The sequence below is a fragment of the Pseudomonas sp. Au-Pse12 genome (genome assembly GCF_021341665.1).
GTDB lineage: Bacteria > Pseudomonadota > Gammaproteobacteria > Pseudomonadales > Pseudomonadaceae > Aquipseudomonas.
Genome location: NZ_JAJTTH010000008.1, coordinates 181626 through 206926 on the forward strand (window position 1 = coordinate 181626; position 25301 = coordinate 206926).

Annotated in this window: 26 protein-coding genes; 17 read left to right on the forward strand and 9 right to left on the reverse strand. The window is 64.3% G+C overall.

The window, feature by feature from the left end; all coding sequences use genetic code 11:
* The first annotated feature begins 31 nt into the window (after positions 1 to 31).
* Both LXM55_RS22590 and LXM55_RS22595 read left to right on the forward strand, forming a co-directional pair.
* On the forward strand, positions 32 to 709 hold the full coding sequence (locus LXM55_RS22590; protein ID WP_233322400.1) for a TetR/AcrR family transcriptional regulator: 678 nt from the start codon (positions 32 to 34) through the stop codon (positions 707 to 709).
* A gap of 101 nt (positions 710 to 810) precedes the next feature.
* Positions 811 to 1035: a hypothetical protein gene (locus tag LXM55_RS22595; protein ID WP_233322401.1), complete on the forward strand. Its 225-nt coding sequence runs from the start codon at positions 811 to 813 to the stop codon at positions 1033 to 1035.
* Positions 1036 to 1082: 47 nt separating this feature from the next.
* Here the strand turns inward: LXM55_RS22595 and LXM55_RS22600 are convergent, their stop codons facing one another.
* Positions 1083 to 1937, reverse strand: coding sequence for a shikimate dehydrogenase (locus LXM55_RS22600; protein ID WP_233322402.1), 855 nt, complete (start codon positions 1935 to 1937; stop codon positions 1083 to 1085).
* Complete coding sequence (gene aroQ, locus LXM55_RS22605) at positions 1934 to 2383, reverse strand: type II 3-dehydroquinate dehydratase (protein WP_233322403.1); 450 nt, start codon at positions 2381 to 2383, stop codon at positions 1934 to 1936. The genes LXM55_RS22600 and aroQ overlap by 4 nt, the downstream gene beginning before the upstream one ends.
* Positions 2384 to 2723: 340 nt before the next feature.
* On the opposite strand from aroQ, the gene LXM55_RS22610 reads away from it, so the two are divergent.
* The 9 genes from LXM55_RS22610 (at position 2724) to LXM55_RS22650 (ending at position 13539) form a co-directional block, all read left to right on the forward strand.
* Positions 2724 to 3146, forward strand: coding sequence for a DUF4160 domain-containing protein (locus LXM55_RS22610; protein WP_233322404.1), 423 nt, complete (start codon positions 2724 to 2726; stop codon positions 3144 to 3146).
* Positions 3143 to 3589 (forward strand): DUF2442 domain-containing protein, encoded by a 447-nt coding sequence (locus LXM55_RS22615; protein WP_233322405.1) that lies wholly within the window; start codon positions 3143 to 3145, stop codon positions 3587 to 3589. Before LXM55_RS22610 ends, LXM55_RS22615 begins: the two co-directional genes overlap by 4 nt.
* 121 nt (positions 3590 to 3710) lie before the next feature.
* Positions 3711 to 4232 carry an RNA polymerase sigma factor gene (locus tag LXM55_RS22620; protein WP_233322406.1) on the forward strand — a complete coding sequence of 174 codons (522 nt, stop codon included), beginning with the start codon at positions 3711 to 3713 and terminating at the stop codon, positions 4230 to 4232.
* Between the two features lie 63 nt (positions 4233 to 4295).
* On the forward strand, positions 4296 to 5306 hold the full coding sequence (locus LXM55_RS22625; RefSeq protein ID WP_233322407.1) for a FecR family protein: 1011 nt from the start codon (positions 4296 to 4298) through the stop codon (positions 5304 to 5306).
* Positions 5307 to 5437: 131 nt separating this feature from the next.
* On the forward strand, positions 5438 to 8143 hold the full coding sequence (locus LXM55_RS22630; protein WP_233322408.1) for a TonB-dependent receptor: 2706 nt from the start codon (positions 5438 to 5440) through the stop codon (positions 8141 to 8143).
* 83 nt (positions 8144 to 8226) lie between these two features.
* Positions 8227 to 8844 (forward strand): heme acquisition protein HasA, encoded by a 618-nt coding sequence (locus LXM55_RS22635; RefSeq protein WP_233322409.1) that lies wholly within the window; start codon positions 8227 to 8229, stop codon positions 8842 to 8844.
* A gap of 218 nt (positions 8845 to 9062) precedes the next feature.
* Positions 9063 to 10859: a type I secretion system permease/ATPase gene (locus LXM55_RS22640; protein WP_233322410.1), complete on the forward strand. Its 1797-nt coding sequence runs from the start codon at positions 9063 to 9065 to the stop codon at positions 10857 to 10859.
* Positions 10856 to 12205: an HlyD family type I secretion periplasmic adaptor subunit gene (locus LXM55_RS22645; RefSeq protein WP_233322411.1), complete on the forward strand. Its 1350-nt coding sequence runs from the start codon at positions 10856 to 10858 to the stop codon at positions 12203 to 12205. Before LXM55_RS22640 ends, LXM55_RS22645 begins: the two co-directional genes overlap by 4 nt.
* Positions 12202 to 13539 (forward strand): TolC family outer membrane protein, encoded by a 1338-nt coding sequence (locus tag LXM55_RS22650; protein WP_233322412.1) that lies wholly within the window; start codon positions 12202 to 12204, stop codon positions 13537 to 13539. The genes LXM55_RS22645 and LXM55_RS22650 overlap by 4 nt, the downstream gene beginning before the upstream one ends.
* Positions 13540 to 13627: 88 nt before the next feature.
* Here LXM55_RS22650 and trmA read toward each other — a convergent pair whose 3' ends face one another.
* Positions 13628 to 14707, reverse strand: a complete 1080-nt coding sequence (gene trmA / locus LXM55_RS22655) for a tRNA (uridine(54)-C5)-methyltransferase TrmA (protein ID WP_233322413.1) — start codon at positions 14705 to 14707, stop codon at positions 13628 to 13630.
* Entirely contained in the window at positions 14704 to 15996 is a 1293-nt protein-coding gene (locus tag LXM55_RS22660; protein WP_233322414.1) for an NCS2 family permease, read from the reverse strand. The genes trmA and LXM55_RS22660 overlap by 4 nt, the downstream gene beginning before the upstream one ends.
* 207 nt (positions 15997 to 16203) lie before the next feature.
* Here LXM55_RS22660 and LXM55_RS22665 point away from each other — a divergent pair, with 207 nt between their 5' ends.
* Positions 16204 to 16653 (forward strand): DUF4879 domain-containing protein, encoded by a 450-nt coding sequence (locus LXM55_RS22665; protein ID WP_233322415.1) that lies wholly within the window; start codon positions 16204 to 16206, stop codon positions 16651 to 16653.
* Between the two features lie 66 nt (positions 16654 to 16719).
* Positions 16720 to 17271 (forward strand): DJ-1 family glyoxalase III, encoded by a 552-nt coding sequence (locus LXM55_RS22670; protein ID WP_233322416.1) that lies wholly within the window; start codon positions 16720 to 16722, stop codon positions 17269 to 17271.
* Positions 17272 to 17274: 3 nt separating this feature from the next.
* Here LXM55_RS22670 and LXM55_RS22675 read toward each other — a convergent pair whose 3' ends face one another.
* The 3 genes from LXM55_RS22675 to LXM55_RS22685 form a co-directional block, all read right to left on the reverse strand.
* A complete protein-coding gene (locus LXM55_RS22675) occupies positions 17275 to 17565 on the reverse strand; it encodes a HigA family addiction module antitoxin (protein WP_115580981.1) in 291 nt (96 codons plus the stop codon).
* Positions 17566 to 17580: 15 nt separating this feature from the next.
* Positions 17581 to 17859, reverse strand: coding sequence for a type II toxin-antitoxin system RelE/ParE family toxin (locus LXM55_RS22680; protein WP_060841194.1), 279 nt, complete (start codon positions 17857 to 17859; stop codon positions 17581 to 17583).
* A 98-nt stretch (positions 17860 to 17957) separates the two neighbouring features.
* The gene (locus LXM55_RS22685) at positions 17958 to 19196 is read right to left on the reverse strand and encodes an MFS transporter (protein WP_233322417.1); all 1239 of its coding nucleotides are present in this window, start codon (positions 19194 to 19196) and stop codon (positions 17958 to 17960) included.
* Positions 19197 to 19770: 574 nt separating this feature from the next.
* Between LXM55_RS22685 and LXM55_RS22690 the strand changes: the two genes are divergently transcribed.
* The 3 genes from LXM55_RS22690 (at position 19771) to LXM55_RS22700 (ending at position 22465) form a co-directional block, all read left to right on the forward strand.
* Positions 19771 to 21210: a cytochrome ubiquinol oxidase subunit I gene (locus LXM55_RS22690; RefSeq protein WP_233322418.1), complete on the forward strand. Its 1440-nt coding sequence runs from the start codon at positions 19771 to 19773 to the stop codon at positions 21208 to 21210.
* A gap of 3 nt (positions 21211 to 21213) precedes the next feature.
* Positions 21214 to 22221, forward strand: coding sequence for a cytochrome d ubiquinol oxidase subunit II (gene cydB, locus LXM55_RS22695; protein WP_233322419.1), 1008 nt, complete (start codon positions 21214 to 21216; stop codon positions 22219 to 22221).
* Positions 22222 to 22297: 76 nt separating this feature from the next.
* On the forward strand, positions 22298 to 22465 hold the full coding sequence (locus LXM55_RS22700; protein WP_233322420.1) for a DUF2474 domain-containing protein: 168 nt from the start codon (positions 22298 to 22300) through the stop codon (positions 22463 to 22465).
* A gap of 66 nt (positions 22466 to 22531) precedes the next feature.
* On the opposite strand, the gene LXM55_RS22705 is transcribed toward LXM55_RS22700, so the two are convergent.
* Positions 22532 to 23656: a methyltransferase gene (locus tag LXM55_RS22705; protein ID WP_233322421.1), complete on the reverse strand. Its 1125-nt coding sequence runs from the start codon at positions 23654 to 23656 to the stop codon at positions 22532 to 22534.
* A 214-nt stretch (positions 23657 to 23870) separates the two neighbouring features.
* Between LXM55_RS22705 and LXM55_RS22710 the strand changes: the two genes are divergently transcribed.
* The gene (locus tag LXM55_RS22710) at positions 23871 to 24647 is read left to right on the forward strand and encodes a ferredoxin--NADP reductase (RefSeq protein ID WP_233322422.1); all 777 of its coding nucleotides are present in this window, start codon (positions 23871 to 23873) and stop codon (positions 24645 to 24647) included.
* Between the two features lie 47 nt (positions 24648 to 24694).
* On the opposite strand, the gene mscL is transcribed toward LXM55_RS22710, so the two are convergent.
* Entirely contained in the window at positions 24695 to 25108 is a 414-nt protein-coding gene (gene mscL, locus LXM55_RS22715) for a large-conductance mechanosensitive channel protein MscL (protein WP_060841189.1), read from the reverse strand.
* Positions 25109 to 25301 lie beyond the last annotated feature (193 nt).

Here is a 25301-nt window from a genome sequence, read left to right on the forward strand (position 1 = left end):
CCGCGTGTGCAGTGATGGCCGTGAGCCCAGAATGACAATGACCAGTGAACGCTCGATTGCGCCCGATGAGCCTGCTCTCGAACCGCGCAAGAGTCGCAAGAACAACCCGGAAAAGACCCGCGAGAACATCCTTCAAGAAGCCATTGTCGAGTTCGTCCAGCAGGGCTTGTCCGGCGCGCGGGTGGATGCGATCGCCGAGCGCATCCACACCTCCAAGCGCATGATCTATTACTACTTCGGCAGCAAGGAACAGCTGTACGTCGAGGTGCTGGAGAAACTCTACGGTGATATCCGCAGCACCGAGAGCCGCCTGCACCTGGCGGAACTGGCGCCGCAGGAGGCGATTCGCCGGCTGGTGGAGTTCACCTTCGACCACCACGACCGCAACGTCGATTTCGTGCGCATCGTCAGCATCGAGAACATTCACAAGGCCGAGTACGTGAAGCAGTCCGGCGTGATCAAGGCGATGAACAACACCATCCTTCATGCCCTGGGCGAGATTCTCGAGCGTGGCGCGCAGGAAGGTGTGTTCCGTAGCGGCCTGGACCCGCTGGACGTGCATTTACTGATCAGCTCGTTCTGTTTCTATCGGGTCTCGAACCGCCACACCTTTGGCGAGATCTTCCAGATCGACCTGCCGGATGAAGGCATCAAGCAACGGCACCGGGAGATGATCTGCGAGTCGGTGCTGCGCTACCTGCAAGCCTGACGCCCTTGCCCGTAGGAGCTGGCTTGCCAGCCAAAGCGCCCGTAAGATCGCTCTCGCCACCCCGGCTCCTACAACCCCCCCCCCGCGACAAGGAAGGCACCATGGGTAATCCTGTTCCAACCCTGAAAATCATCCTGATCATGATGATCGTGGTCGACACGTTCTGGTTCGGCGAGCGCCTGTTGTCCCTCACCGGGCTCAGCGTCTTTGACTGGCTGCCGAGTTCGCTGATCAGCCTGGTCGGCCTGCTTGGCAGCCTGCTGATGATTCTCTTCAACGTGCTGCTGATCGGTTTGCTTTCGCGCTTGCAGCTCAAGTCCGAGTAAACGCAGTACCTGTAGCCGCGGCCTGCGGCAGCGGCTACAGGCGCATCTCAGCCGTTCATGCTGTGGAAGTGCGCCAGCATCCGTTGCGGGTCGGCGCTTTGGCCGCTGAACAGCTCGAACGCCTTGACCGCCTGGAACACCGCCATGGTGCCGCCATCCAGGGTCCGGCAACCCAGGGCGCGGGCGTTGCGCAGCAATTCGGTTTCCAGCGGGAAGTAGACGATCTCGGCCACCCACAGCTGCGCGCGCAACAACTCCACCGGCACCGGCATGCCCGGCAGCTTGGCCATGCCCATGGGCGTGGTATTGACCAGGCCATCGGCGCTTGCCAGGACGCTCGCCAGATCGCCGCCAGCCCTGGCCCGGCCGCTGCCGAAATGCTGGTTGAGGTTGTCTGCCAGGCTCTGTGCCCGCTGCGGCTCCACATCGAAAATGCTCAGCTGCTCCACGCCTTCGCTGAGCAGCGCGTGGGCCACGGCGGCACCGGCGCCGCCGGCCCCCATTTGCACCACATGCCGTCTGGCCACGCCTTGCAGGCCACGGCGGAACCCTTCGGCAAAACCCAGGCAGTCGGTGTTGTGGCCAACCCGTTTGCCGTCCTTGAGTACCACGGTGTTGACCGCGCCAATGCCGCGCGCCTCGGGGGACAGTTCGTCCAGCAGCGGCAGAATGCTTTGCTTGCAGGGAAAGGTGATGTTCAGCCCGGTGAAGTTCATCCGCTCGGCAGCGTTGAGCAGATCGGGCAGGGCGCTGCTGTCGAGCCCCAGCTGGTCCAGGTCGATCAGCCGATACAGGTAGCGCAGGTTTTGCGCGTCGCCTTCGTGTTCATGCAGGGCCGGGGTGCGCGAAGCCTGGATGCCGGCGCCGATCAGCCCGGCGAGTACGCCAGTGTGCTTGCTCATGCGCGTTGCTCCTTGAGCCGCAGGCTGAAGTGTTCCAGTGCCAGGCGATAACCGTGGCTGCCAAAGCCGCACATCACCGCCAGGGCAATGCCCGAGACAAAGGAGTGATGGCGGAAGGGTTCGCGGGCATGGACGTTGGACAGGTGCACTTCGATCACCGGCAGTTCACTGGCTACCAGCGCATCGCGGATCGCCACCGAGGTGTGAGTCCAGGCGGCAGGGTTGATCACGATGCCGGCGCAGCGGCCACGGGCGGCGTGGATCCAATCGAGCAATTCGCCTTCGTGGTTGGTCTGGCGAAACTCCACGGCCAGGCCGAATTCCTCGGCGGCACGGCCGCACAAGGCAGAGACATCGGCCAGGGTTTCGTGGCCGTAAGTCGCCGGTTCACGAGTGCCGAGCAGGTTCAGGTTCGGGCCGTTGAGCACCAGAACGATAGGACGCATGGGGGTAGATCTCCGTTGTTATTGTCAGCCTCGGGAGAAGGTACGAGGCACTGGGAAGGTAAATTGTACTAACTGGTTAATTTGGTCAATTGATGGCCGAGAGGCGAGGCCGGGAAGGCTGATTAAGTGTTCGATAATCGAACGCTGTTATGGGCGATGAGCGTGGCAAGGCCTGGCCCGGCAATAAATGCTGACGACTTTGCGGCTGCCTGGAGGCTTTCCTGGCCTTCTCCGGGGCTAACCTCAAGCAGGTCATCGCCTGCTGCCAGTTCAGGCCGGCGGTCGGATTAATCATGGAAACATGAGTTCTTGAACTCAATAACCTAACGGATGGGTTAGTATGAAAGTGTTCGTTTACAAGGGCTATGCGGTCGTCGTGATGTTGCGTGATGAACATTGCCCACCCCACGTGCATGTGGATGGCGGTCGTTGGAGTGCCCGTTTTCGATTCAGCTTCTGGCACAACAGTGTCGAGCTCTGGGACGTTGTCCCCCTTGGCCGCCGCCCGGCGTTGGCTGTCCTTGAGGGCTTGCGCCAGGCCTTGGCGCAGCGAGTGCATCTGGCCCGGCGTATCTGGTGGCGCAAGTTGCACACCCTGTGCCTTGAGCAGCAGTTGTGGGATTGGCAAGCGAACGCTGTGGTTGAACGTTCAAGCACCGGCTGCACGGTTTACCTGATTGAGTCGGCGCACTATGAGGAACAACGAAACCTGACTCGCCTGACCCTGGTGGGCGCGGCGCAAGGGGTGGAGATCGAACTATGAAAATCATCAAGGCAGAAGTGCCTGTCGATGTGCCCTTGACCCAGGCGTTGCTGGAGCAAGCGGTCGAACGCGGTGAGGCGCGTCGGGAAGCGGGTTTGCAAGTCAGCACCTTGAGCTATGCGTCCGGGTGCCTGTGCCTGGGCTTTGCCGACGGCAGCTCGATTCATTTGCCGGTGGAAAACTACCCGGAGCTGGCGGCGCTGAGCGACACCCAATTGCAGCAACTGCAGTTGGGTTTTTCCGCCACGGCGGTGTGCCATGAAGCCGTGGATCTGCAGGTGTCGATTGTCGGGCTGCTGTCCGCCAGCGAGCCGCTGATGAAACTGGCGACCCAGTTGGTCGCGTCCCGCAATGGTCGGCAAAGCAGCGCGGCCAAGACTCGGGCGGCACGCCTTAACGGCAAGAAGGGTGGCCGGCCGCGCAAGGTCGAGGCGCCGGCCTAGGCCTGGTACAGAGCCGGCAGCCGTCGTGACCCAGCGCTAATGAATGTTGATATCAATTGAAAATCATTCTCGACTGACTTTAAGATGCCCGGCAATTTCCTTCATGTTCCAGGGAGTCGGTTTGTCGGACGTGGATCTCAAGGGACTGTTTCTCAAGCATGCCGCTGCCTTGCGTGGGTATCTGGCGCGCAAGGTACGGGACCCGCAGTTGGCCGCAGATCTGGTGCAGGAAAGCTTCCTGCGGCTGGCCGAGCATCGGCGCGGCGAGCGTATCGACAACTCCCAGGGCTATCTCTACCGCACGGCGAACAACCTGCTGATCGACCATGTACGTCAGGAAGCGCGGCGCAAGACCGAGACCGTGCCCCATGAAGTGCTGGCTGAGATCGAGGATGAGGCGGCCGGGCTGGAGGCTCAGGCGATGGCGCAGCAACAGCGCAAGGCACTGAAACAGGCGATCACGGAGCTGCCCCCGCGGACCCAGGAAATCTTTCGCCTGAACCGTATCGAAGGCATGACCCACGCCGAGGTGGCCCGGCACCTGAACATTTCCGACAGCTCGGTGCAAAAGCACCTGGCCCGGGCACTGGCTTATGTGATGCAACGCCTGCAGGCTACCGACGGTCGGCCGGTTGACGAGTGAGTTACGGTAAAAGTCGGGGTCAGACGTCACTGCTTATATATAACGAGAAATCGAGATTCACACGTGAATAGCCAGGGTCCGCAAGAGCGCAGTATCACCGAGGCCGCCGCCGACTGGGCGGTGCGTTTGCAGGCGGGAGGGCTGAGCGCCGTCGAGCAGGCGCAGCTTGCCCAGTGGCAGGCTGCCGACCCGCGTCACTCCGAGGCCCTGGCGTTTGCCCGGCAGACCTGGGAGGCCCTGGGAGAGCTGCGTCTGGACCCGGAGCTGGGTGGCACGGCGGCGCCACGGCGTCAGGCCGGCCGGCCGGCGACGGCGCAGCATCGACCGCGCCGCCGACGCCTGCCACGAGTTGCCAGCGCGGCCGTGCTGGTGCTGGCGGTTGCTCTGGGCTGGCTGCAAGGGCCGCAGGCGCTGCTGTACCTGCAAGCCGACTACCTGACTGGAAAAGGCCAGGTGCGCAGCGTGCAACTGGCCGATGGCAGCACCGTGGAGCTGGATTCGGGCAGTGCCATTCGCCTGGATTTCAGCGACGAGAAACGCCAGGTCCAGCTGTTGGCCGGTTCCGCGGTGTTTGACGTGGCGCCCATGGCTGGCGAGGAAAAACGTCCCTTCATCGTGCGCAGTGCTGGTGGCCAGACCCGGGCCCTGGGCACCCGTTTCGTGGTCGGTCGCGAGAGCGACCAGCAAGCCTGGGTCGGGGTGTTGCAGCACAGTGTCGCGGTGAGCCTGGATGCCCCGGCGCAGCGTGGCACTGGCGAGCGGGTTCTGCAGGAAGGGCAGAGCGTGCGCTATGACCCGCAGTCAGGCGTGGTAGCCCTCGACGGGCTCGATCTGCAACGAGCCACCAGTTGGCGGCGCGGTGTGCTGGTGTTCGATCGCCAGCCTCTGGGCGTGGTGGTGGAGCGCCTCAATCGCTATCGCCCCGGGCGGGTGGTGCTGACCAATAGCGAGCTGGCCCAGCGGCAGGTCAGTGGGGTCTTCCGCCTGGACATGCTCGATGCGGCCCTGGTCACCCTGACGCAGGAGCTGCAGGTGCAGCGTTTCGACCTGGCCGGCGTCAGCCTGATTTACTGAGGCCTGCGGGCCTTTTTCCACCCTTGTGCAAAATAATTGGAAAAAACCTTACTGAGTTTTCCTGCCTGGCACGTCTAGCTAATTGAGATGCATTCGCATAAACAAAAATAGCCAGCGCAGGAATCAGGGACATGAGGGTAGGCAGTCGCACTGGAGTTCACGCCGCAAGCCGGTTGGCCCTGGCCATCCACTTGGGCGTAGCAGGACTGTTGGCGGGAAGCGGTTTGCTGCACGCGGCGGAGCCTGTCGGCGTAGCCCCGCAGAGTGTCCAGCAGCCACGCGAGCTGGATTTCGATATTCCCGCCCAGGCCCTGGGCAGTGCCGTGCTGCTGTTTGCCGAGCAGGCCGGGGTGCAAGTGCTGTTCGACAGCCTGCGCCTGCATGGCTTGCACAGTTCGCCACTCAAGGGGCGCTACGGCGCCGAGGAAGGGCTGGCCCGCCTGCTGGGCAATGCCCCGGTGGAGTACCGCTTTACCGGTGAGCGCCAGGTGACCCTGAGCCGGGTGGAAGCCGCGCGTGATGGCGCCCTGGCCCTGGCCCCCACCACGGTTTCCGCTGACCTCGAAGGCCGCCAGAGCGACTGGGTATACAACGCGCCGCGCTCGGTGAGCATGGTCGGCCGCGAGCAACTGGATCGCAATCCACCGCGGCATGCCGCCGAGATGCTGGAGGAAACCTCCGGCGTGTACTCGGCCGTCAGCCAGCAGGACCCTGGCCTGTCGGTGAACATCCGCGGCCTGCAGGACTATGGCCGGGTCAACATGTCGGTGGACGGCATGCGCCAGAACTATCAGCAAAGCGGCCACCAGCAGCGCAACGGCACCCTCTATGTCGACCCCGAACTGCTCTCCGACGTGGTGGTGGAAAAGGGCGCGACCTCGACCATGGGCGGCGCCGGGGTGATCGGCGGGGTCGCCAACTTTCGCACCCTCGAAGCCCGCGACCTGCTCAAGCCCGGCCAGGAGATCGGCGGCCGGATCCGCCTGACCACGGGCCTGGGCGGCCGCAGCAACGGCACTCATTTCATCGGCAGCTCCGCCTTTGCCATCGGCACCGAAGCCTGGGACATGCTGCTGGCCGCCAGTGAGCGGCACCTGGGCGACTACCAGCCGGGAACCAAGGGCGGCATCGGTGAATTGCGCACCGGCAGCTGGATGGACCCGTCGATCAATGACCGGGTGAAGCACTCCAAGGTGGCCTATTCGGCTTCAGTGATGCGCTCGCGCCTGGCCAAACTGGGGCTCAACCTGCCCCAGGACCAGCGTCTGCAACTGAGCTACCTGACCACCGAGGTGTCCTACGACGACGCCAACATGATGAACACCGAGAACCAGGATCGGCTCTGGGAAAAGCTCGGCAGCAGCAAGGTGCATTCGCAGAACTTCGGGCTCGACTACAGCTACACCCCGGACAACCCGCTGATCGATTTCAAGGCCAAGCTCTACTACGTCGACAACAGCAACGACCAGAGCACCCTGACCCGCCGCAGCAGCCCCGGCTATTCGATCACCTACCAGACCGACACCTATGGCGCGCAGGCGCAGAACACCTCGACCTTGACCCTGGGCGAGCTGGCCACGCTCAAGGCCAACTACGGGCTGGAGTTCTTCTATGACAAGGTCCGCCCCGACTCCAGCCAGCCGGTGCCCAAGGGGTCGGCGGTCAGCGCCTCGCCGGCGGCGAGCATGACCCCCGAGGGCGACCGGGCCCTGGGCAGCCTGTTCACGCGGCTGGATTTCGACTACGACGGCTGGCTGAACCTCAATGCCGGGCTGCGTTATGACCGCTACCGCCTGCGGGGCGAGACCGGGATCAACACCCGCACCTTCGTGATCGGCAAGACGCCCCAGCAGGTCTCGGTGCCGGTGGCCTACGACATCGACAACCAGGAAGGGCGCTTCTCGCCGACCTTCGGCCTGTCGGTCAAGCCCGGGGTCGAGTGGCTGCAGCTGTTCGCCAGCTACGGCAAGGGCTGGCGGCCACCGGCGGTGACCGAAACCATGATCACCGGCCGGCCCCACGGCGGCGGCTCGGAGAGCACCTTCCCCAACCCTTTTCTCAAGCCGGAGCGTTCCACCACCTGGGAAGCGGGGGTCAACGTGTTCAAGGAAAACCTCTGGTTCAACGATGACCGCCTGGGAATCAAGGTGGCCTACTTCGATACTCGGGTCGACGACTTCATCTATATGGCCATGGGCGTGCAGCCGCCCGGCTACGGTTCACCCGGCATCGGCAACAGCGCTTACGTCAACGACCTCAGCAGTACCCGCTTCAAGGGCGTGGAATACCAGCTGGACTATGACGCCGGCCGCGCCTACGGCCAGCTGAACTACACGCACATGATCGGCGACAACGATTTCTGCACGAAAGTCGCCTGGCTGGGAGGCGTGACCCAGCCGGTGAAGAGCGGCACCGGGCGTGGCGCGATCGTCACCGGCATGCGCCCCGATGAGGCCGCCAACCAGGCCAGCCGCTGCAATGCCGCGATCCTCGGTTCGGCCGAACACATGCCCATGGACCGCGGCACCCTGACCCTGGGTGCGCGCTTTTTCGAACGCAAGCTGGATATCGGCGCCCGGGCCCGCTACAGCGCCGGCTACTCGATCGCCGGTTCCGCCACCGGCACCGTGAGCCAGACCGGCGTCTACCCGGCCGACTGGAAGCCCTACACCGTCTACGACCTGTATGGCAGCTACCGGGCCACTGAAGAACTGACCCTGCGCCTGGCCATGGAAAACGTCACCGACCGCGCCTACCTGGTGCCCCTCGGCGATGTCCTGGCCTTCACCCTCGGCCGCGGCCGGACCCTGCAGGGCACCGTGGAATATCAGTTCTGAACGCTTTTGCCCGTTGATGGGCAAAACCGCAGCAGGCACTGGCGTGCTGCGGCAATGACCCCCCTAATGTATTGGAGTTTTGCATGAGCATTTCGATCTCTTACAGCGCTACCTACGGCGGTAATACTGTTGCGCAATACCTGACTGACTGGTCGGCCTACTTCGGTGACGTCAACCACCGCCCAGGCGAAGTGGTCGATGGCACCAACACCGGTGGCTTCAACCCGGGCCCGTTCGACGGCACCCAGTACGCGATCAAGAGCACCGCCAGCGACGCCGCCTTCGTCGCCGATGGCAACCTGCACTACACCCTGTTCAGCAACCCGAGCCATACCCTGTGGGGCTCGGTGGACACGATCTCCCTGGGCGACACCCTCGCCGGTGGTTCGGGCAGCAACTACCACCTGGTCAGCCAGGAAGTCAGCTTCACCAACCTGGGCCTCAACAGCCTGAAGGAAGAAGGCCGTGCAGGTGAAGTGCACAAGGTGGTCTACGGCCTGATGAGCGGCGACAGCTCGGCCCTGGCCGGTGAAATCGACGCCCTGCTCAAGGCGATCGACCCAAGCCTGTCGCTGAACTCGACCTTCGACGACCTGGCCGCCGCCGGCGTTGCCCACGTCACCCCGGCTGCCGCAGCCGCTGCCGATATCGGCCTGGTGGGCGTGCAGGACGTGGCCCAGGACTGGGCCCTGGCCGCCTGAGTGCTGGTTTGAGGCATAAAAAAGCGAATGCAGGATCGCTCCTCCATTCGCTGGCTTGACTCACCTCCGTCGCCCGAGTTTTCGAAGGCCAGGGCGGCGGCGGTGGCAAATTCTGGGGAGCGCCGTGGTGCCTGTCAACGCGCCGGGCGCGCCTCTTGTTGTTCCGCCCTGCCTGGGCGGAAGGTCGTGTATCCCTAAATTCTGCACAGGACACCTTGATGAGCCGGCCGAACCCACTTGCCGCTTCCGAGACGCTGGCGGCCCTGAAGGCCTACAAGGGCGGCTTCTTCAACATCGGCCTGTTCTCGGCGGTGATCAACCTGCTGATGCTGGCCCCGGCCCTGTACATGCTGCAGGTCTACGACCGGGTGCTGGCCTCGGGCAATCAGATGACCCTGCTGATGCTGACGCTGATGATCCTCGGCCTGTTCGGTCTGATGGGCGCGCTGGAGTGGGTGCGCAGCCAGCTGGTGATTCGCCTCGGCACGCAGATGGACATGCGCCTGAACCAGCGGGTGTATGACGCCGCGTTCGAGGCCCAGCTCAAGGGCAGCCCCCAGGCTGCCGGCCAGGCCCTGAACGACCTGACCGCGCTGCGCCAGTTCGCCACCGGTAACGCCTTGTTCGCGTTCTTCGATGCGCCCTGGTTTCCGGTCTACCTGCTGGTGATTTTCCTTTTTCACCCCTGGCTCGGCCTGCTGGCCCTGGCCGGCGCCGTGCTGCTGGTGGTGCTGGCCTGGATCAACCAGCACATCTGCCAGGCGCCGCTGGCCCAGGCCAGCCAGTTGTCGATCATCACCAGCCAGCAGGCCACGGCCAACCTGCGCAATGCCGATGCGATCGAAGCCATGGGCATGCTCGGCGCCCTGCGCGAGCGCTGGTTTGTCGGCCACCAGGGCTTTCTGGCCCAGCAGAACCTGGCCAGCGAAAAGACCGCCACCATCAGCGCCTGGTCCAAGGGCGTGCGCATGGCCTTGCAGTCCCTGGTCCTGGGCCTGGGCGCGTGGCTGGCGGTGCAGGGCCAGATCACCCCGGGGATGATGATCGCCGGCTCGATCCTCATGGGCCGGGTGCTCAGCCCCATCGACCAGTTGATTGCGGTATGGAAGCAATGGAGCTCGGCGCGTTTGGCCTACGAGCGTTTGTCCGAGTTGTTGCAGGCCAACCCGCCACGCCCGGCGCGTATGAACCTGCCCACGCCCAAGGGCCGGTTGAGCGTGGAGCAACTGAGTGCCTGTGCCCCGGGCAGCCGGCGCCCGGCCCTGAGCAACCTGGGTTTCACCCTGGAGGCCGGCCAGGTGCTGGGGGTGATCGGCCCTTCCGGTTGTGGCAAGTCGACCCTGGCCCGGCTGCTGGTGGGTGCCTGGACGCCCCTGACGGGAAAGGTGCGCCTGGATGGCGCGGACCTGGCCCAGTGGGACAAGCAGCAACTGGGCCCGCATATCGGCTACCTGCCCCAGGACATCCAGCTGTTCGCCGGCAGCATCGCCGAGAACATCGCGCGGTTTGGCCAACTGGATTCGGATCAAGTGCTGCAGGCCGCGCAAATGGCCGGGGTGCACGAACTGATCCTGCAACTGCCCCAGGGCTATGACACGCGCCTTGGCGAGGGCGGTGCCGGGGTGTCCGGTGGCCAGCGCCAGCGCATCGGCCTGGCCCGGGCGCTGTACGGCCTGCCGGCGCTGATCGTGCTCGACGAGCCCAACTCCAACCTCGATGAGGCCGGCGAGCAGGCGCTGTTGCAGGCCATCAGCCAGCTCAAGCAACGGCAGCGGACCCTGGTGCTGATCACCCACAAGCCCAACGTGCTGACCTTCACCGACCAGTTGATGATCCTGCGCGACGGCCAGTTGCAGGCCTACGGCCCTACGGCGCGGGTGCTGGAAGCGAACCAGAAGGCCAAGGCCGCGCCGCCGCCGGCTGTACCGATGAGCAATCCGGCGAGCAGCCCGGTGGCCAGCCTGAACATGAACTACCGCCTGGGCGTGGCCGGCGGCGAAGGGAAAAAAGCATGAAGGCGAACTTATCCACAGGCCCTGCGGCGCCGGTTACCGGGCCGGCTGCGAGCAATGTGTTGTCCCTGGACGACAAGAAGTATTCGCGGCTCGGCTGGATCCTGGTGCTGGGGGGCTTTGCCGGGTTCATCGGCTGGGCCGCCCTGGCGCCGCTGGACAAGGGTGTGGCGGTGTCGGGCAAGGTCATGGTCTCGGGCCATCGCAAGACCGTACAGCATCAGGGCGGCGGCATCGTCGAGCGGATCGAGGTCAGGGAAGGCGACCGGGTCAGTGCCGGGCAGGTGTTGCTGCGCCTCAACGAAACCCCGCTGCGCACCCAGATGCAGTCCCTGCGCAGCCAGTACCTGGGGTCGCTGGCCAGCGAGGCGCGGTTGAATGCCGAGCGTGAGGGCGCCACGGATATCGTCTTCGATCCGCAGCTCCAGGCCCTGGCGCATGAGCCGGACGTGGCCGCCAGCCTGGCCTTGCAACGGCAGCTGTTCAGCAGCCGGCGCCAGGCCCTGGCCATGGAGCAGCAAGGGATCGCCGAAACCATCGCCGGCTCCGAGGCGCAGTTGCGCGGTACTCGGGATTCCCAGGCCAGCAAGCGGCAACAGCGCAGTGCCTTGAACGAACAGCTGCAAGGCCTGCGGGAACTGGCCCGGGACGGCTACATCCCGCGTAACCGGCTGCTGGACAGCGAGCGCCTGTACGCGCAGATCGACGGCTCGATCGCCGAGGACTTCGGCCGCATCGGCCAGTTGCAGCGGCAGATCCTCGAATTGCGCCTGCGCATCCGCCAGTCCACGGAAGATTTCCAGAAAGACCTGCGCAGCCAGTTGGCCGATACCCGGGTGCGCACTGAAGACCTGCGCAATCGCCTGGCGTCCGCCGAGTTCGAACTGGCCAACAGCCAGGTGCGCGCCCCGGCGGCCGGGGTGGTGGTGGGGCTGGAGGTCTACACCGAAGGTGGGGTGATCAAGCCGGGCCAGCCGCTGATGGACATCGTGCCCCAGGACGAGCCGCTGCTGGTGGAGGCGCGGGTGCCGGTGCAGCTGGTGGACAAGGTGCACCCGGGGCTGCCGGTGGAGCTGATGTTCTCGGCCTTCAACCAGAGCACCACGCCCAGGGTGCCGGGGGAGGTGACCCTGGTGTCCGCCGACCGGCAAGTGGATGAGCGCAGCGAGGAGCCCTATTACACCCTGCGCGCCACGGTCAGCGCCCAGGGCATGCAGCAGTTGCAGGGCTTGCAGATCCGCCCGGGGATGCCGGTGGAAGCCTTCGTCCGTACCGGCGAACGCTCGATGCTCAATTACCTGTTCAAGCCCTTGCTGGACCGGACTCACATGGCGTTGGTGGAAGAATGATTCGAGCCTGGTGCTACCTGCCCCTGCTGTGCCTGTTGGGCAGCCCGTCGGCCCAGGCCCTGGGCTTGCTCGATGCCTATGACCTGGCCTTGCGCAATGACCCGACCTTCCAGGCGGCGATCAAGGAACGCGATGCCGGGGAAGAGAACCGCGCCATCGGCCGTGCCGGACTGCTGCCGAACCTGTCCTGGAGCTACAACAACTCGCGCAACCAGTCCGAAGTGACCCAGGAAACGGTCCGTGGTGATGTCACCAATGACCGGGACTACCGCAGCTACGCCTCGACCCTGACCCTGCAGCAACCGCTGCTGGACTATGAAGCCTATGCGCGCTACCGCCAGGGCTCGGCCCAGGCGCTGTTTTCCGACGAACGCTTTCGCGGCAAGAGCCAGGAACTGGCGGTGCGCCTGCTCAGTGCCTACAGCCAGGCGCTGTTGGCCCAGGAACGCATCGAACTGAGCCGGGCGCAGAAGCGTGCCTACGCCGAACGCTTGCAGCTCAACGAGCGCCTGCTCAAGGGCGGCGAGGGCACCCGCACCGATGTGCTGGAGACCCAGGCCCGGCTGAGCCTGGCCCTGGCGCAGGAGATCGAGGCCCAGGACCAGCAGGATGCGGCCCTGCGCGAGCTGCAAGCCATAGTCGGCGAACCGTTGCAGATCGACGAACTGGACCCGCTGACCCGGCAGTTCCAGATCCAGCCGCTGCTGCCCAATCGCTTCGACAGCTGGCGCGACCTGGCCATGGCCAACAACCCGGACCTGGCGTCCCAACAGCAGGCACTGCGAGTGGCGGAGTACGAAGTGGAGCGCAAGCGCGCCGGGCACCTGCCCAAGGTGAGTGTGTACGCCAGCAGCCGGCAGACCAGCTCTGACTCGGAAAGCGCCTACAACCAGAAATACGACACCAACACCGTGGGCATCCAGGTCAGCCTGCCGCTGTTTGCCGGTGGCTCGGTATCGGCCTCGACCCGCCAAGCGGCCAGCCAGCTGTCTCAGGCGCAATACGAGCTGGATGCCAAGACCGCCACCACCCTCAACGAGCTGCGCAAGCAGTTCAACCTCAACACCAGCGCCGCGGCCAAGGTCCGAGCCTATGAAATGGCCGTCAGCTCCGCCGAGGCCCTGGTGACCGCGACCCAGAAAAGCGTGCACGGCGGCGAGCGGGTCAACCTGGATGTGCTGGACGCCGAGCAACAACTGTTCACCGCCCGCCGCGACCTGGCGGATGCCCGGCACGCCTACCTGCTGGCACGGATCCAGCTCAAGTACTACGCCGGCCTGCTCAACGAGCAGGACCTGCAGCAACTGGCCGGTTACTTTCGCCCCCAGGGCTGACCCTGTAGCCGCAAGGGTGTGGGGGAAATCGCTTACCCAGAATGCCAACAGCCGTCACGAGGACGGCTGTTGGTGGACGCAGGGCGGATCAGCGGCGGGTCAGCAGGACCCCGGATTCCATGTGGTGGGTCCAGGGGAACTGGTCGAACAGCGCGCAACGGGTGATGCGGTGCGTGTCGTGCAGTTGGGCGATGTTGGCCGCCAGGGTCTCGGGGTTGCAGGAGATGTACAGGATGTTGTCAAAACGCCGGGTCAGCTCGCAGGTGTCCGGGTCCATGCCGGCCCGGGGCGGGTCGACGAACACACTGCCGAATTCGTAGCTTTTCAGGTCCACGCCCTGCAGGCGGCGGAACGGACGCACGTCGTTCAGGGCTTCGGTCAGCTCTTCGGCGGACAGGCGCACCAGGGTGACGTTATCCACCGCGTTTTCGCTGAGGTTGCTCAGCGCGGCATTCACCGAGGTCTTGCTGATCTCGGTGGCCAGCACCTTGCGCACCCGGGTGGCCAGGGGCAGGGTGAAGTTGCCGTTGCCGCAGTACAGCTCCAGCAGGTCGTCCTGGCGTTCGCCCAGGGCTTCATAGGCCCAGTTGAGCATCTTCTGGTTCACCGTGCCGTTGGGCTGGGTGAAGGCACCCTCGGGCTGGCGGTAGCTGAAGGTGCGCCCGCCCACGTCGAGTTTTTCCACCACGTAGTCCTGGCCGATGACTTCGCGCTTGCCCTTGGAACGGCCGATCACGCTGACGTTGAGGTCGGCGGCCAGCTGGCTCGCGGCCTTGTGCCAGTGCTCGTCCAGCGGGCGGTGGTAGCACAGGGTGATCATCGCATCGCCCGCCAGGGTGGTGAGGAACTCCACCTGGAACAGCTTGTGGCTCAGGGGCGCGCTGGCTTGCCAGGCGGCCTTGAGCCGGGGCATCAACTGGTTGATGCGCTGGCTGGCGATGGGGAACTCCTCGATGAGGATCGGCGTGCGCTTGTCGTCCTGGGAGAACATCGCGTAGTGCCGCTCACCGGCTTCGCGCCACAGGCGGAATTCGGCGCGCAGGCGGAAGTTCTGCAAGGGCGAGTCGAAGACCTGGGGCTCGGGCGCATCGAAAGGCGCCAGCAGGTCACGCAGGCGCGCGACCTTGTCGTTCAACTGGCTGTTGTAGCTTGCGGCGTCAAAAGTCATGCGGGGTAACCGAGCTTGATCACGAACAGGATCGACAGAATCACCAGGGGCGCGTTCAGCTCACGGGCGCGGCCCGACAGCAGTTTGATCACGGTCCAGGCGATAAAGCCGAAGGCAATGCCGTTGGCGATGGAGTAAGTGAAAGGCATGGCCAGGGCGGTGACCACCACAGGAGCGGCGACGGTGATGTCGTCCCAGTCGATTTCCGCCAGGCCCGAGGTCATCAGCACAGCGACGAACAGCAGGGCCGGTGCGGTAGCGAAGGCAGGCACGCTGGCCGCCAGTGGCGAGAAGAACAGCGCCAGCAGGAACATGATCGCCACCACGATGGCGGTCAGGCCGGTGCGGCCACCGGCGCTCACGCCCGCGGCGGATTCGATGTAGCTGGTGGTGGTCGAGGTGCCCAGCAGGGAACCGGCCATGGCCGCGGTGCTGTCGGCGATCAGCGCCCGGCCCATTTTCGGCATGTGGCCGTCCTTGCCCATCAGGCCGGCACGCTTGGCCACGCCGATCAGGGTGCCGGAGTTGTCGAACAGGTCGACGAACAGGAAGGCGAAGATCACGCTGATCAGGCCGATATCCAGGGCGCCCTTGATGTCCAGCTGCAGGAAGGTTGGGGCCAGGGACGGTGGCATCGAGGTCACGCCGCCGAACGGGGTGACGCCCATGAGAATGGAGACGATGGTCACCGCGAGGATGCCGATCAGCACCGCGCCGCGCACTTTCAGGGCTTCCAGGGCCACGATCAGGGCAAAGCCCAGGGCCGCGAGGATGGGCGCCGGTTTGCTCAGGTCGCCCAGGCCCACCAGGGTCGACTTGTTGGCAATCACGATCTCGGCGTTATGCAGGGCGATCAGCGCCAGGAACAGGCCGATGCCGGCGGCAATCGCCGAGCGCAGGGGCAGGGGGATGCTGTTGATGATCCATTCGCGGATGCGGAAGATCGACAGCAGGAAGAACAGCACCGCCGAGATGAACACCGCACCCAGCGCCACTTGCCAGGTGTGGCCCATGTGCAGGACCACGGTGTAGGTGAAGAAGGCGTTCAGCCCCATGCCCGGTGCCAGGGCGATCGGGTAGTTGGCGATCAGGCCCATGACGGTGGAACCGATGGCTGCCGCCAGACAGGTGGCAACGAACACCGCGCCTTTGTCCATGCCCGTCTCGCCGAGGATGCTCGGGTTGACGAAAAGGATGTAGGCCATGGCCAGGAAGGTGGTCACGCCCGCAAGAATCTCGGTGCGCACGTTGGTGTTGTGTGCCTTGAGTTGAAACAGCCTTTCCAGCATGTCTGCTCCCCGTGGCGCCGCCGGGCGCCGTGAATGTATCGACTCCAACAGCAAAGCACAGACTTTATAAGGTGCCTGCGGATTTGCTCTGGGTCGGAAAAAGCCGCGCATCATACCAGCAGCGTGGGCCAATGGCTGCGATCGTCGGCGATGTTTTGCCCCGCTGGCAAGTAGCGCATACTGCGCCCAGCTTTCAAGGGAGGATTTATGCGCAGCACAGTGAAAATGACGGCTCTGGCATTGCTCGGCGTGGCGGCCTGCTGGTTGACGGCCCCGGCCATGGCGCGTTCGGCGCCGCCGTTGAGCCGGGTGGAGATTCTCAAGGTGCTGTCACCTTCCTGCGGCCTGGAGGATGTTTCCGACGGCCGTGAACGAACCGAGTGCGATCACAGCGGCCCGAACATCAAGGTCTATGTGCTGGAGATCGGCTACGGTCGCGAGCCCCATGTGACCCTGGACGGTTTTGAAGTCGACGGCACCCGTTCGCCAGTGTGCGAGGACGGCTCCAGTTACGTGCCTTGCGGCAACTCCGGAATCACCGTCGGCTACATCTATGTGTTCGACCTGGCGGGCAAGCAGGAAGGCACCTTCAGTTTTCGCAACACCTCGCTCAATGCCCCGGGCAACAGCCTGGGCGCGCAGATCTATATCAAGTGAGGGCGCCCTGAGCCTCGCCCGGCAAAGCTGACTAAGCTCTAAAGACCTCCAGATGGAGTCATCCCCATGACCTTCAGAGCCTTGGTCACCCTTGCCGAAGGCATCGATGACCTGCAAAGCGTGACCCTGATCGATGTCTTGCGCCGCGCTGGAATCGAAGTGCTGGCCGCCAGCGTCGAAGGCCGGCGCATGCTCACCTGCGCCCGGGGCACCCGATTGACCGCCGACGCCATGCTGGTGGACGTGCTGGCCCAGCGCTTCGACCTGATCGTATTGCCTGGCGGTGCGGTGGGTGCCCAGCACCTGGCGAGCCACCAACCGCTGATGCAGTTGGTCAAGGACCAGGTTGCGGCGGGGCGCCTGTTCGCTGGCATCGCCGAAGCGCCGGCCCTGGCCTTGCAAACCTTCGGGGTGCTGCGCCAGCGGCGCATGACCTGCCTGCCCGGCGCCAGCCACCACCTGTCGGGCTGCGTCTTTGTCGACCAGCCGGTGGTGGTGGACGGCAACTGCATCACCGCTCAAGGTTCGGGAGCGGCCGTGGCGTTTGCCCTGACCCTGGTGGAGGCGTTGTGCGGCCGCGGCAAGCGCGCCCAGGTGGCTGGAGAGTTGCTGGTTTAGGGCTCAGCCGACATGAGCCGCGATGGGCTCGATCACCGGCTGCAACTCCTGTTCGGTGTGCCAGATGTCGTAGTCGGCCTGCACCGCCAGCCAGACCTTGGCCTTGCCGATTCCGGCGCGTTCCAGGCGGACCGCCAGTTCAGCGCGGATCGGTGCATGGCCATTCAACACCTTGGACAGATGCGGGCGGGCATAGCCGATATGCCGCGCGAGCTCCGTTACGCTGATGCCCAACTCGGGCAAGACATCCAGGCGCAGGGTGTCACCGGGGTGGGGCGGGGTGTGGATGGGCATGATCCTGCCTCCTGTTCAGTGGTAGTCCAGATAATCGACCAGTTCGATATCCGAACCTACGAAACGAAAGATCACTCGCCAGTTGCCGGACACCACCAGGGACCAATAGCCGTGCAGGTCGCCCCTGAGTGGGTGCAGCCGCCAACCCGGCAGGTTGAGGTCTGCCGGTTCGCTGGCGTGATCCATGAACGACAGCTGGCGGGCCAGCCGGCGTGCATGCTCAGCCCGTATTCCACGAGTCGATCCGGTTTCATAGAAGGCGCGCAGGCCTTTGTGCTGAAAGGACTTGATCATGGGGTGCGAGTGTAAGGTGATACATTACACGCTTCGTAGCGGTTTTGTATTGCAGAGAATGATCAACAACCTGTTACAGGGCCAATCCGCCTGAGGTTTCACACCTTGGCCTCTTCCACCCGCTCGATCATCCGATCGCGCTGGGCCAGGGTCGGGAACAGCTTGATCCAGACCCCGGTCACCAGCAGCGTGCCGACCCCGCCCAGGACCACCGCCGGCACGGTGCCGAACCAGTGGGCGGTCAGCCCGGATTCGAATTCTCCCAGCTGGTTCGAAGCGCCGATGAACAGGCCGTTCACCGCGCTGACCCGGCCGCGCATGTCGTCCGGGGTTTCCAGCTGCACGAAGGACGCGCGGATCACCATGCTGATCATGTCCGCTGCCCCCAGCACCACCAGCACCGCCAGGGAAAACCAGAACGAGGTCGAGAGGCCGAAGGCGATGGTGGCCACGCCAAACACCCCGACCGCGGTGAACATCACCCGCCCGACCTTGCGCTCGACGCTAAAGCGCGCCAGCCACAGCGACATCAGCAAGGCCCCGACCGCCGGCGCCGAACGCAGCAGCCCGAGGCCCCAGGGACCGGTGAGCAGGATGTCCTTGGCGAACACCGGCAGCAGCGCGGTGGCGCCACCCAGCAGGACTGCGAACAGGTCCAGGGAAATGGCGCCGAGGATGTCCGGGCGGCTGCGGATGAAGCGGATGCCCGCCAGCAGTGAATCAAGGGTGGCCTTGCCCTTGTTCAGCGGGGTCTGGCGGGCCGGCAGGTTGAGCATCAGCAGGCAGGCGATCAGGTACAGGACCACGGTGGGGCCGTAGACCCAGACGCTGCCGAAGGCGTACAGCAACCCGCCCAGGGCCGGGGCGACGATGGTCGCCGACTGTTGCGCCGATTGCGCGGCGGCCACCGCCCGGGGAAACAGCGCCGTGGGCACGATGCTCGGCAGCAGGGCCTGGGTGGTGGGCATTTCGAAGGAGCGGGCGCCGCCGAGGAGGAAGGCCAGGACGAAGATCATTTCCCGGGTGACGCTGTCGGTCAGGCTGCCGACGGCCAGGGCCAGGGCGATCAAGGCTTGCAGCGACTGGCAGATCGCCGCCACCCGGCGCCGGTCGTAGCGGTCGGCCACATGCCCGGTGTGCAGCATGAACAGCACGCGCGGGGCGAACTCCACCAGCCCCACCAGGCCCAGGTCGAGTACATTGCCAGTCAGTTGGTAGAGGTTCCAGCCGATGGCCACGGTGAGCATCTGGAAACCGCTGGCGGTGAAGATCCGGGCCAGCCAGAAAGCGATGAACGGGCGATGGTGACGGAGCAACAGAGGCGTTTGGCTGGGCATCGGGCGGTCAATCTGAGCGGGGAGTGCGACGAGGTTATCACCAAGATGTAACCAATAGTTGCGGGTCGGTGGGAAATTCGTTAGCCACGCATCTATCTTCTTTTTTGCTCGCATGCCGGGCCGCGAACCCCTGTAGCCGCTGCCGCAGGCTGCGAACGGCTCCGGAGGAGACGCCAGGGGCTTGAATACGCCGCAGGTTCGACGGGCAATCGCTAGGCAAGGCCCTGCATACCGAACGCGGCCCGGCCTTTCGCAGCTTCGCAGGCTCGGCAGCGGCCACAGGGATTTGGCTGGGAAAACGCCGGGAAAACCCCGGGCTTGAGAGGGTGAGGCAAGCTGTCACGCGGCAAATAACCACAGAGTTGCGCGGTGAAAATAGGACTACTCTTTTAACGTTGCTTGACCCAGATCAAAACCTTTTCTTGGTGGTTGATGTGGCGGCCAAAGGGCCAGACTCCCTGCGTTGCGATGGTTTAAAAAAGAACGAATCCGAATTCGCCGTACTCCATATCCGTGGGGGCAGTGGGTGCAGGCCTCTGGCCGGCAGCCGGTATTACCTGATAGAGGAAAGCTTATGTTCGGTTTAGAGGCTCTTGATCTCGCCCGAATTCAGTTCGCGTTCACCATCTCGTTCCACATCCTGTTCCCGGCAATCACCATCGGCCTGGCGAGCTACCTGGCGGTACTCGAAGGCCTCTGGCTGAAGACCCGTGACGACACCTACCGCGATCTCTACCACTTCTGGTCGAAGATCTTCGCCGTCAACTTCGGCATGGGCGTGGTTTCCGGCCTGGTGATGGCTTACCAGTTCGGCACCAACTGGAGCCGTTTCTCGGACTTTGCCGGTTCGGTCACCGGCCCCTTGCTCACCTATGAAGTGCTCACGGCCTTCTTCTTGGAGGCCGGTTTCCTCGGGGTCATGCTGTTCGGCTGGAACAAGGTCGGGCGCAAGCTGCACTTTTTCTCCACGGTGATGGTGGCCATCGGCACCCTGATCTCGACCTTCTGGATCCTCTCGTCCAACAGCTGGATGCAGACCCCGCAAGGCTATGAAATCGTCAACGGCCAGGTGATACCGGTGGATTGGCTGGCGGTGATCTTCAACCCGTCATTCCCCTATCGCCTGGCGCACATGGCCGTAGCCGCATTCGTCGCCACGGCGTTCTTCGTTGGCTCGTCGGCAGCCTGGCACTTGCTGCGGGGTCGCGACAACCCGGCCATTCGTCGCATGCTGTCGATGGCGATGTGGATGGCCCTGATCGTGGCACCGGTGCAGGCGGTGATCGGCGACTTCCACGGCCTCAACACCCTCAAGCACCAGCCGGCGAAAATTGCCGCGATCGAAGGCCACTGGGAAAACGTCGGCAACGAGCCGACCCCGCTGATCCTCTTCGGCTGGCCGGACATGAAGGCCGAGAAGACCCGCTTCGCGGTGGAAATCCCCTACCTGGGCAGCCTGATCCTCACCCACTCGCTGGACAAGCAGGTGCCGGCGCTCAAGGAGTTCCCGCCCGAGGACCGGCCCAACTCGACCATCGTCTTCTGGTCGTTCCGGATCATGGTGGGCCTGGGCATGCTGATGATCTTCACCGGCCTGTGGAGCGTCTGGCTGCGCAAGCGCGACACCCTCTACACCTCGCGGCCGTTCCTGTACCTGACCTTGTGGATGGGCCCGTCCGGGCTGATCGCGATCCTGGCGGGCTGGTTCACCACCGAGATCGGCCGTCAGCCGTGGGTGGTCTACGGCCTGATGCGTACGGCGGACGCCTCTTCCGGGCACAGCTTTGTGCAGATGAGCATCACCCTGGCGCTGTTCGTGGTGGTGTACTTCTCGCTGTTCGGCGTGGGGATCGGCTACATGATGCGCTTGGTGCGCAAAGGCCCGGTCACCAACGAAGGTGCCGAAACCAGCCACGGTGGTCCCGGGCAGAAACGTACCCCGGCCCGTCCGCTGTCCGCAGCCGACGATGACCACGATGCCGACCACGGCACCCGCCTGAACAAGGGGAACTGAGTCATGGGTATTGATCTTCCGCTGCTCTGGGCCGTGATTATCATCTTCGGCATCATGATGTACGTGGTCATGGACGGCTTCGACCTGGGGATCGGGATTCTCTTCCCGTTCGTCAAGGACGACCGCGACCGTGACGTGATGATGAACACCGTCGCCCCAGTCTGGGACGGCAACGAAACCTGGCTGGTACTGGGCGGCGCGGCATTGTTCGGCGCCTTCCCGCTGGCCTACTCGGTGGTGCTCTCGGCGCTCTACCTGCCGCTGATCCTGATGCTGGTGGGGTTGATCTTCCGCGGCGTGGCCTTCGAGTTCCGCTTCAAGGCCAAGGACGACAAGCGCCACATCTGGGACAAGGCCTTCATCGGCGGTTCGCTGGCGGCGACTTTCTTCCAGGGCGTGGCCCTGGGGGCGTTCATCGATGGCCTGCCGGTGGTCAACCGGCAGTTCGCCGGCGGCTCGCTGGACTGGCTGACGCCCTTCACCCTGTTCTGCGGCCTGGCGCTGGTGGTGGCCTATGCCTTGCTCGGCTGCACCTGGCTGATCATGAAGACCGAAGGCAAGCTGCAGCAGCAGATGCATGACATTGCTCGGCCCCTGGCCTATGTAGTGCTGGCCGTGATCGGCGTCGTCAGTATCTGGACCCCGCTGGCCCACGCCGAGATTGCCGCGCGCTGGTTCACCCTGCCGAACCTGTTCTGGTTCCTGCCGGTGCCGATCCTGGTGCTGGTGACCATGTACGGCCTGCTGCGTGCCGTGGCCCGCAACGCCCACTACACGCCGTTCCTGCTGACCCTGGTGCTGATCTTCCTTGGCTACAGCGGCCTGGGCATCAGCCTGTGGCCGAACATCGTGCCGCCGTCGATCTCCATCTGGGACGCCGCCGCGCCGCCGCAGAGCCAGGGCTTCATGCTGGTAGGGACCTTGTTCATCATCCCGTTCATCCTGGGCTACACCTTCTGGAGCTACTACGTGTTCCGCGGCAAGGTCACCCACGAAGACGGTTACCACTAGGCAGGAGCCGGCTTGCCGGCGCTTTCGCTGGCAAGCCGGGCCCTATGGGAATTCGGGTTAGGCAGGAGTTGCAATCATGAGCGGTAAACACTCTTTGCAGGAAATCGAACAGGCGGAAAAGAAGCCGCTGTGGCAGCGCCTGGGCTGGCTGGTGATGATCTGGGGTGGCAGCGTGCTGGCCCTGTTCGTGGTGGCCAGCCTGATGCGCCTGTTCATGAATGCTGCGGGCCTGACCACCCACTGATCATCCCATCCCGTTGCCTTGCGGCACGGTTTCAACCCTCCGCCAGCGGAGGGTTTTTTTTGCCTGTTACTTGCGTGCCTTGAAAATCACGAACTTGGGTGTCGCCGCCACTTGTTCGACGCCGCGGAACAGCCGCGCCAGCTTGCTGTGATAGCCCAGGTGGCGGTTGCCGACGATATACAGCGCGCCGCCCACTACCAGCGCCTCCCGGGCCTGTTGGAACATGCGCCAGGCGAGGAAGTCGCCCACCACCTGCTGCTGGTGGAACGGCGGGTTGCACAGCACCACGTCCAGGGACTGTGGCGCTTGGCCGGCCAGGCCGTCGCCGGCACGCATTTCGGCCTCGCGCTCACCGAGCAGCGCCTGCCAGTTCTCCCGGGCTGACTGCACGGCCATGAAGGATTCGTCCACCAGGGTGTAATGGGCCTGGGGGTTGTCCAGGGCGCTGGCGATGGCCAGCACGCCGTTGCCGCAGCCCAGGTCCGCGACCCGGGCGCTGCCGAGGTTCTGCGGCAGGTGCGGGAGGAAGGCGCGGGTGCCGATGTCCAGGCCTTCGCGGCAGAACACGTTGGCGTGGTTGAGCAGCTCGATGGCCGGCTGCTCCAGGCGATAGCGGGTCGGGTAGGGCGACACGACCGCAGGCCTGGCTTCTGGCGTGGCGATCAGCAGGCGGGCCTTTTTCACCGCCAGGGAGGCCTGGACCGGGCCGATGTAGCGCTCCAGCAAGTCGCCGGCGGCGCGGGGCAGGTGCTTGACCATGGCCGCCGCCACCACCTGGGCGCCTGGGGCCAGTTGCCCTTGCAGGCGGATCAATTGCTCTTCCAGCAGGGCCAGGGTCTTGGGCACGCGAATCAGCACCCGGTCGAAGGGGCCGTGCAACGGCTCGCTGGCCGGTATCACCCGTAGGGCGTCGAAGGGCAGGCCGTTGCGCACCAGGTTCTTTTCCAGGGCCAGGGCGCCCAAGTACGAATCGCCGCTGCTGCTGACCTGGACCTTGCCCAGCAGGCTCGCGGCCAGGGCGCCGAAGCTGTCATTGAGGATCAGCACCCGGGTGTCGCTGGCCGGTTGCTGCTCGGCCAGGTGGTTGAGCAGGTATTCGTCCGCCGCGTCGAAGGCTTGCAGGGGCTCGTTTTGCTGTTCGGGCTGGCGGATCAGGTCGAGCTGGGCGAAGGGGCTTGCAAGCAGCGGCATGGGGCGGACTCTAGGTAATCGGTGAATGTCCCGGCGGTGGGGGCTGTCGCGCGCACGGGAACCCTCGAACAGCGGCGGTGCGGGCCGTTCGAAGCGGGGCTGAATGGTACGTTTTTTTGCCGGGGATTGCCCGCGCTCTATGCCACTACAAACCGCCGGTGTTTCTGTCCGGCGCTTTGCGGGACACTAGAGCATCGCTTTTGTGGAGCCCGTCATGACCGCCAGTGAAGAAAAGTACACGCGCCAGACCCTGCTTGAAGTCCAGCCGTTGACCTCCAGCCTGTTCACCCTGCGCACCACCCGGGACGCGGGTTTTCGCTTTCGTGCCGGGCAGTTCGCCCGTCTCGGGGTGACCAAGGCCGATGGCAGTACGGTGTGGCGCGCCTATTCCATGGTGTCGTCGCCGTTCGATGAGTTTCTCGAGTTCTTTTCCATCGTGGTGCCCGGCGGCGAGTTCACCAGCGAGCTGAGTCGCCTGGAAGTGGGGGACAGCCTGCTGGTGGATCGCCAGGCCTTTGGCTACCTGACCCTGGACCGCTTCGTCGACGGTCGCGACCTCTGGCTGCTATCCACCGGCACCGGGATTGCGCCGTTCCTGTCGATCCTGCAGGACTTCGAGGTGTGGGAAAAATTCGAACGCATCATCCTGGTCTACAGCGTGCGTGAAGCCAAGGAACTGGCCTATCAGCAGCTGCTCGCCGAGTTGCCGCAGCGTGAGTACCTGGCGGAAGTGGCCCACAAGCTGCAATTCATCAGCACCGTGACCCGCGAGCAGCACCCGGGCAGCCTCAACGGGCGCATCACCCAACTGATCGAGAGCGGCGAGCTGGAGCGTGCCGCTGGCGTGGCACTGACCCCCGAGCATTCGCGGGTGATGCTCTGCGGCAACCCGCAGATGATCGATGACACCCGCGCGCTGCTCAAGCAGCGGGGCCTGAACCTGAGCCTGAGCCGGCGGCCGGGGCAGGTGGCGGTGGAAAACTACTGGTAATGAAAACGGCGCCTTCAGGGCGCCGTTGTTTTATTGCAGGGTCAGCCTCAGGGCTTGTTGTTCTGAGCCTTGAGCAGATCGCGGATCTCCCCCAGCAGCTCTTCTTCCTTGCTCGGTACCGGCGGCAGTGTCGGGGCCACGGCCTCTTCACGCTTCAGACGGTTGATCACCTTGACGCCCATGAAGATGGCGAAGGCAATGATGATGAAGTCGATGATGCTCTGGATGAACTTGCCGTACGCCAATACCACCGCCGGCGTATCGCCCGCCGCGGCCTTGAGCGTGACGGCCAGGTCCCCGAAGTTCACCCCACCGATCAGCAGGCCGATTGGCGGCATGACCACGTCGCCGACAAAGGACGAGACGATCTTGCCGAATGCAGCGCCGATGATGATACCGACGGCCATATCGACCACGTTACCTTTGACCGCGAAGGCCTTGAATTCACTTAGCACGCCCATAGGTTATTCCTTGTTACAGATGAGGTTGGTTACGGCAGTGTAATTCAGCAAAAAGCCTTTTGCCGACAGCCCATTTTGCAGTTCGCGGGGTTATCGACCGATAAACAGGCAAATAGTTTATTAAAGTGCCATCAGATCGCGCGCGATATACCCCGCCTTCAACGATATAACCAGAATATTCTGTCAATCGACG

Bases quoted from the DNA above. Each gene is read 5' to 3' on its own strand.
- LXM55_RS22700 (WP_233322420.1), top strand. From the start codon at position 22,298: ATGAGCGGTAAACACTCTTTGCAGGAAATCGAACAGGCGGAAAAGAAG.
- LXM55_RS22630 (WP_233322408.1), top strand. From the start codon at position 5,438: ATGAGGGTAGGCAGTCGCACTGGAGTTCACGCCGCAAGCCGGTTGGCC.
- LXM55_RS22660 (WP_233322414.1), bottom strand. From the start codon at position 15,996: ATGCTGGAAAGGCTGTTTCAACTCAAGGCACACAACACCAACGTGCGC.
- LXM55_RS22645 (WP_233322411.1), top strand. From the start codon at position 10,856: ATGAAGGCGAACTTATCCACAGGCCCTGCGGCGCCGGTTACCGGGCCG.
- LXM55_RS22640 (WP_233322410.1), top strand. From the start codon at position 9,063: ATGAGCCGGCCGAACCCACTTGCCGCTTCCGAGACGCTGGCGGCCCTG.
- LXM55_RS22650 (WP_233322412.1), top strand. From the start codon at position 12,202: ATGATTCGAGCCTGGTGCTACCTGCCCCTGCTGTGCCTGTTGGGCAGC.
- LXM55_RS22670 (WP_233322416.1), top strand. From the start codon at position 16,720: ATGACCTTCAGAGCCTTGGTCACCCTTGCCGAAGGCATCGATGACCTG.
- LXM55_RS22705 (WP_233322421.1), bottom strand. From the start codon at position 23,656: ATGCCGCTGCTTGCAAGCCCCTTCGCCCAGCTCGACCTGATCCGCCAG.
- LXM55_RS22710 (WP_233322422.1), top strand. From the start codon at position 23,871: ATGACCGCCAGTGAAGAAAAGTACACGCGCCAGACCCTGCTTGAAGTC.
- LXM55_RS22690 (WP_233322418.1), top strand. From the start codon at position 19,771: ATGTTCGGTTTAGAGGCTCTTGATCTCGCCCGAATTCAGTTCGCGTTC.
- LXM55_RS22600 (WP_233322402.1), bottom strand. From the start codon at position 1,937: ATGAGCAAGCACACTGGCGTACTCGCCGGGCTGATCGGCGCCGGCATC.
- trmA (WP_233322413.1), bottom strand. From the start codon at position 14,707: ATGACTTTTGACGCCGCAAGCTACAACAGCCAGTTGAACGACAAGGTC.
- LXM55_RS22675 (WP_115580981.1), bottom strand. From the start codon at position 17,565: ATGCCCATCCACACCCCGCCCCACCCCGGTGACACCCTGCGCCTGGAT.
- cydB (WP_233322419.1), top strand. From the start codon at position 21,214: ATGGGTATTGATCTTCCGCTGCTCTGGGCCGTGATTATCATCTTCGGC.
- LXM55_RS22610 (WP_233322404.1), top strand. From the start codon at position 2,724: ATGAAAGTGTTCGTTTACAAGGGCTATGCGGTCGTCGTGATGTTGCGT.
- LXM55_RS22595 (WP_233322401.1), top strand. From the start codon at position 811: ATGGGTAATCCTGTTCCAACCCTGAAAATCATCCTGATCATGATGATC.
- mscL (WP_060841189.1), bottom strand. From the start codon at position 25,108: ATGGGCGTGCTAAGTGAATTCAAGGCCTTCGCGGTCAAAGGTAACGTG.
- LXM55_RS22635 (WP_233322409.1), top strand. From the start codon at position 8,227: ATGAGCATTTCGATCTCTTACAGCGCTACCTACGGCGGTAATACTGTT.
- LXM55_RS22680 (WP_060841194.1), bottom strand. From the start codon at position 17,859: ATGATCAAGTCCTTTCAGCACAAAGGCCTGCGCGCCTTCTATGAAACC.
- LXM55_RS22685 (WP_233322417.1), bottom strand. From the start codon at position 19,196: ATGCCCAGCCAAACGCCTCTGTTGCTCCGTCACCATCGCCCGTTCATC.
- LXM55_RS22590 (WP_233322400.1), top strand. From the start codon at position 32: ATGACAATGACCAGTGAACGCTCGATTGCGCCCGATGAGCCTGCTCTC.
- aroQ (WP_233322403.1), bottom strand. From the start codon at position 2,383: ATGCGTCCTATCGTTCTGGTGCTCAACGGCCCGAACCTGAACCTGCTC.
- LXM55_RS22665 (WP_233322415.1), top strand. From the start codon at position 16,204: ATGCGCAGCACAGTGAAAATGACGGCTCTGGCATTGCTCGGCGTGGCG.
- LXM55_RS22615 (WP_233322405.1), top strand. From the start codon at position 3,143: ATGAAAATCATCAAGGCAGAAGTGCCTGTCGATGTGCCCTTGACCCAG.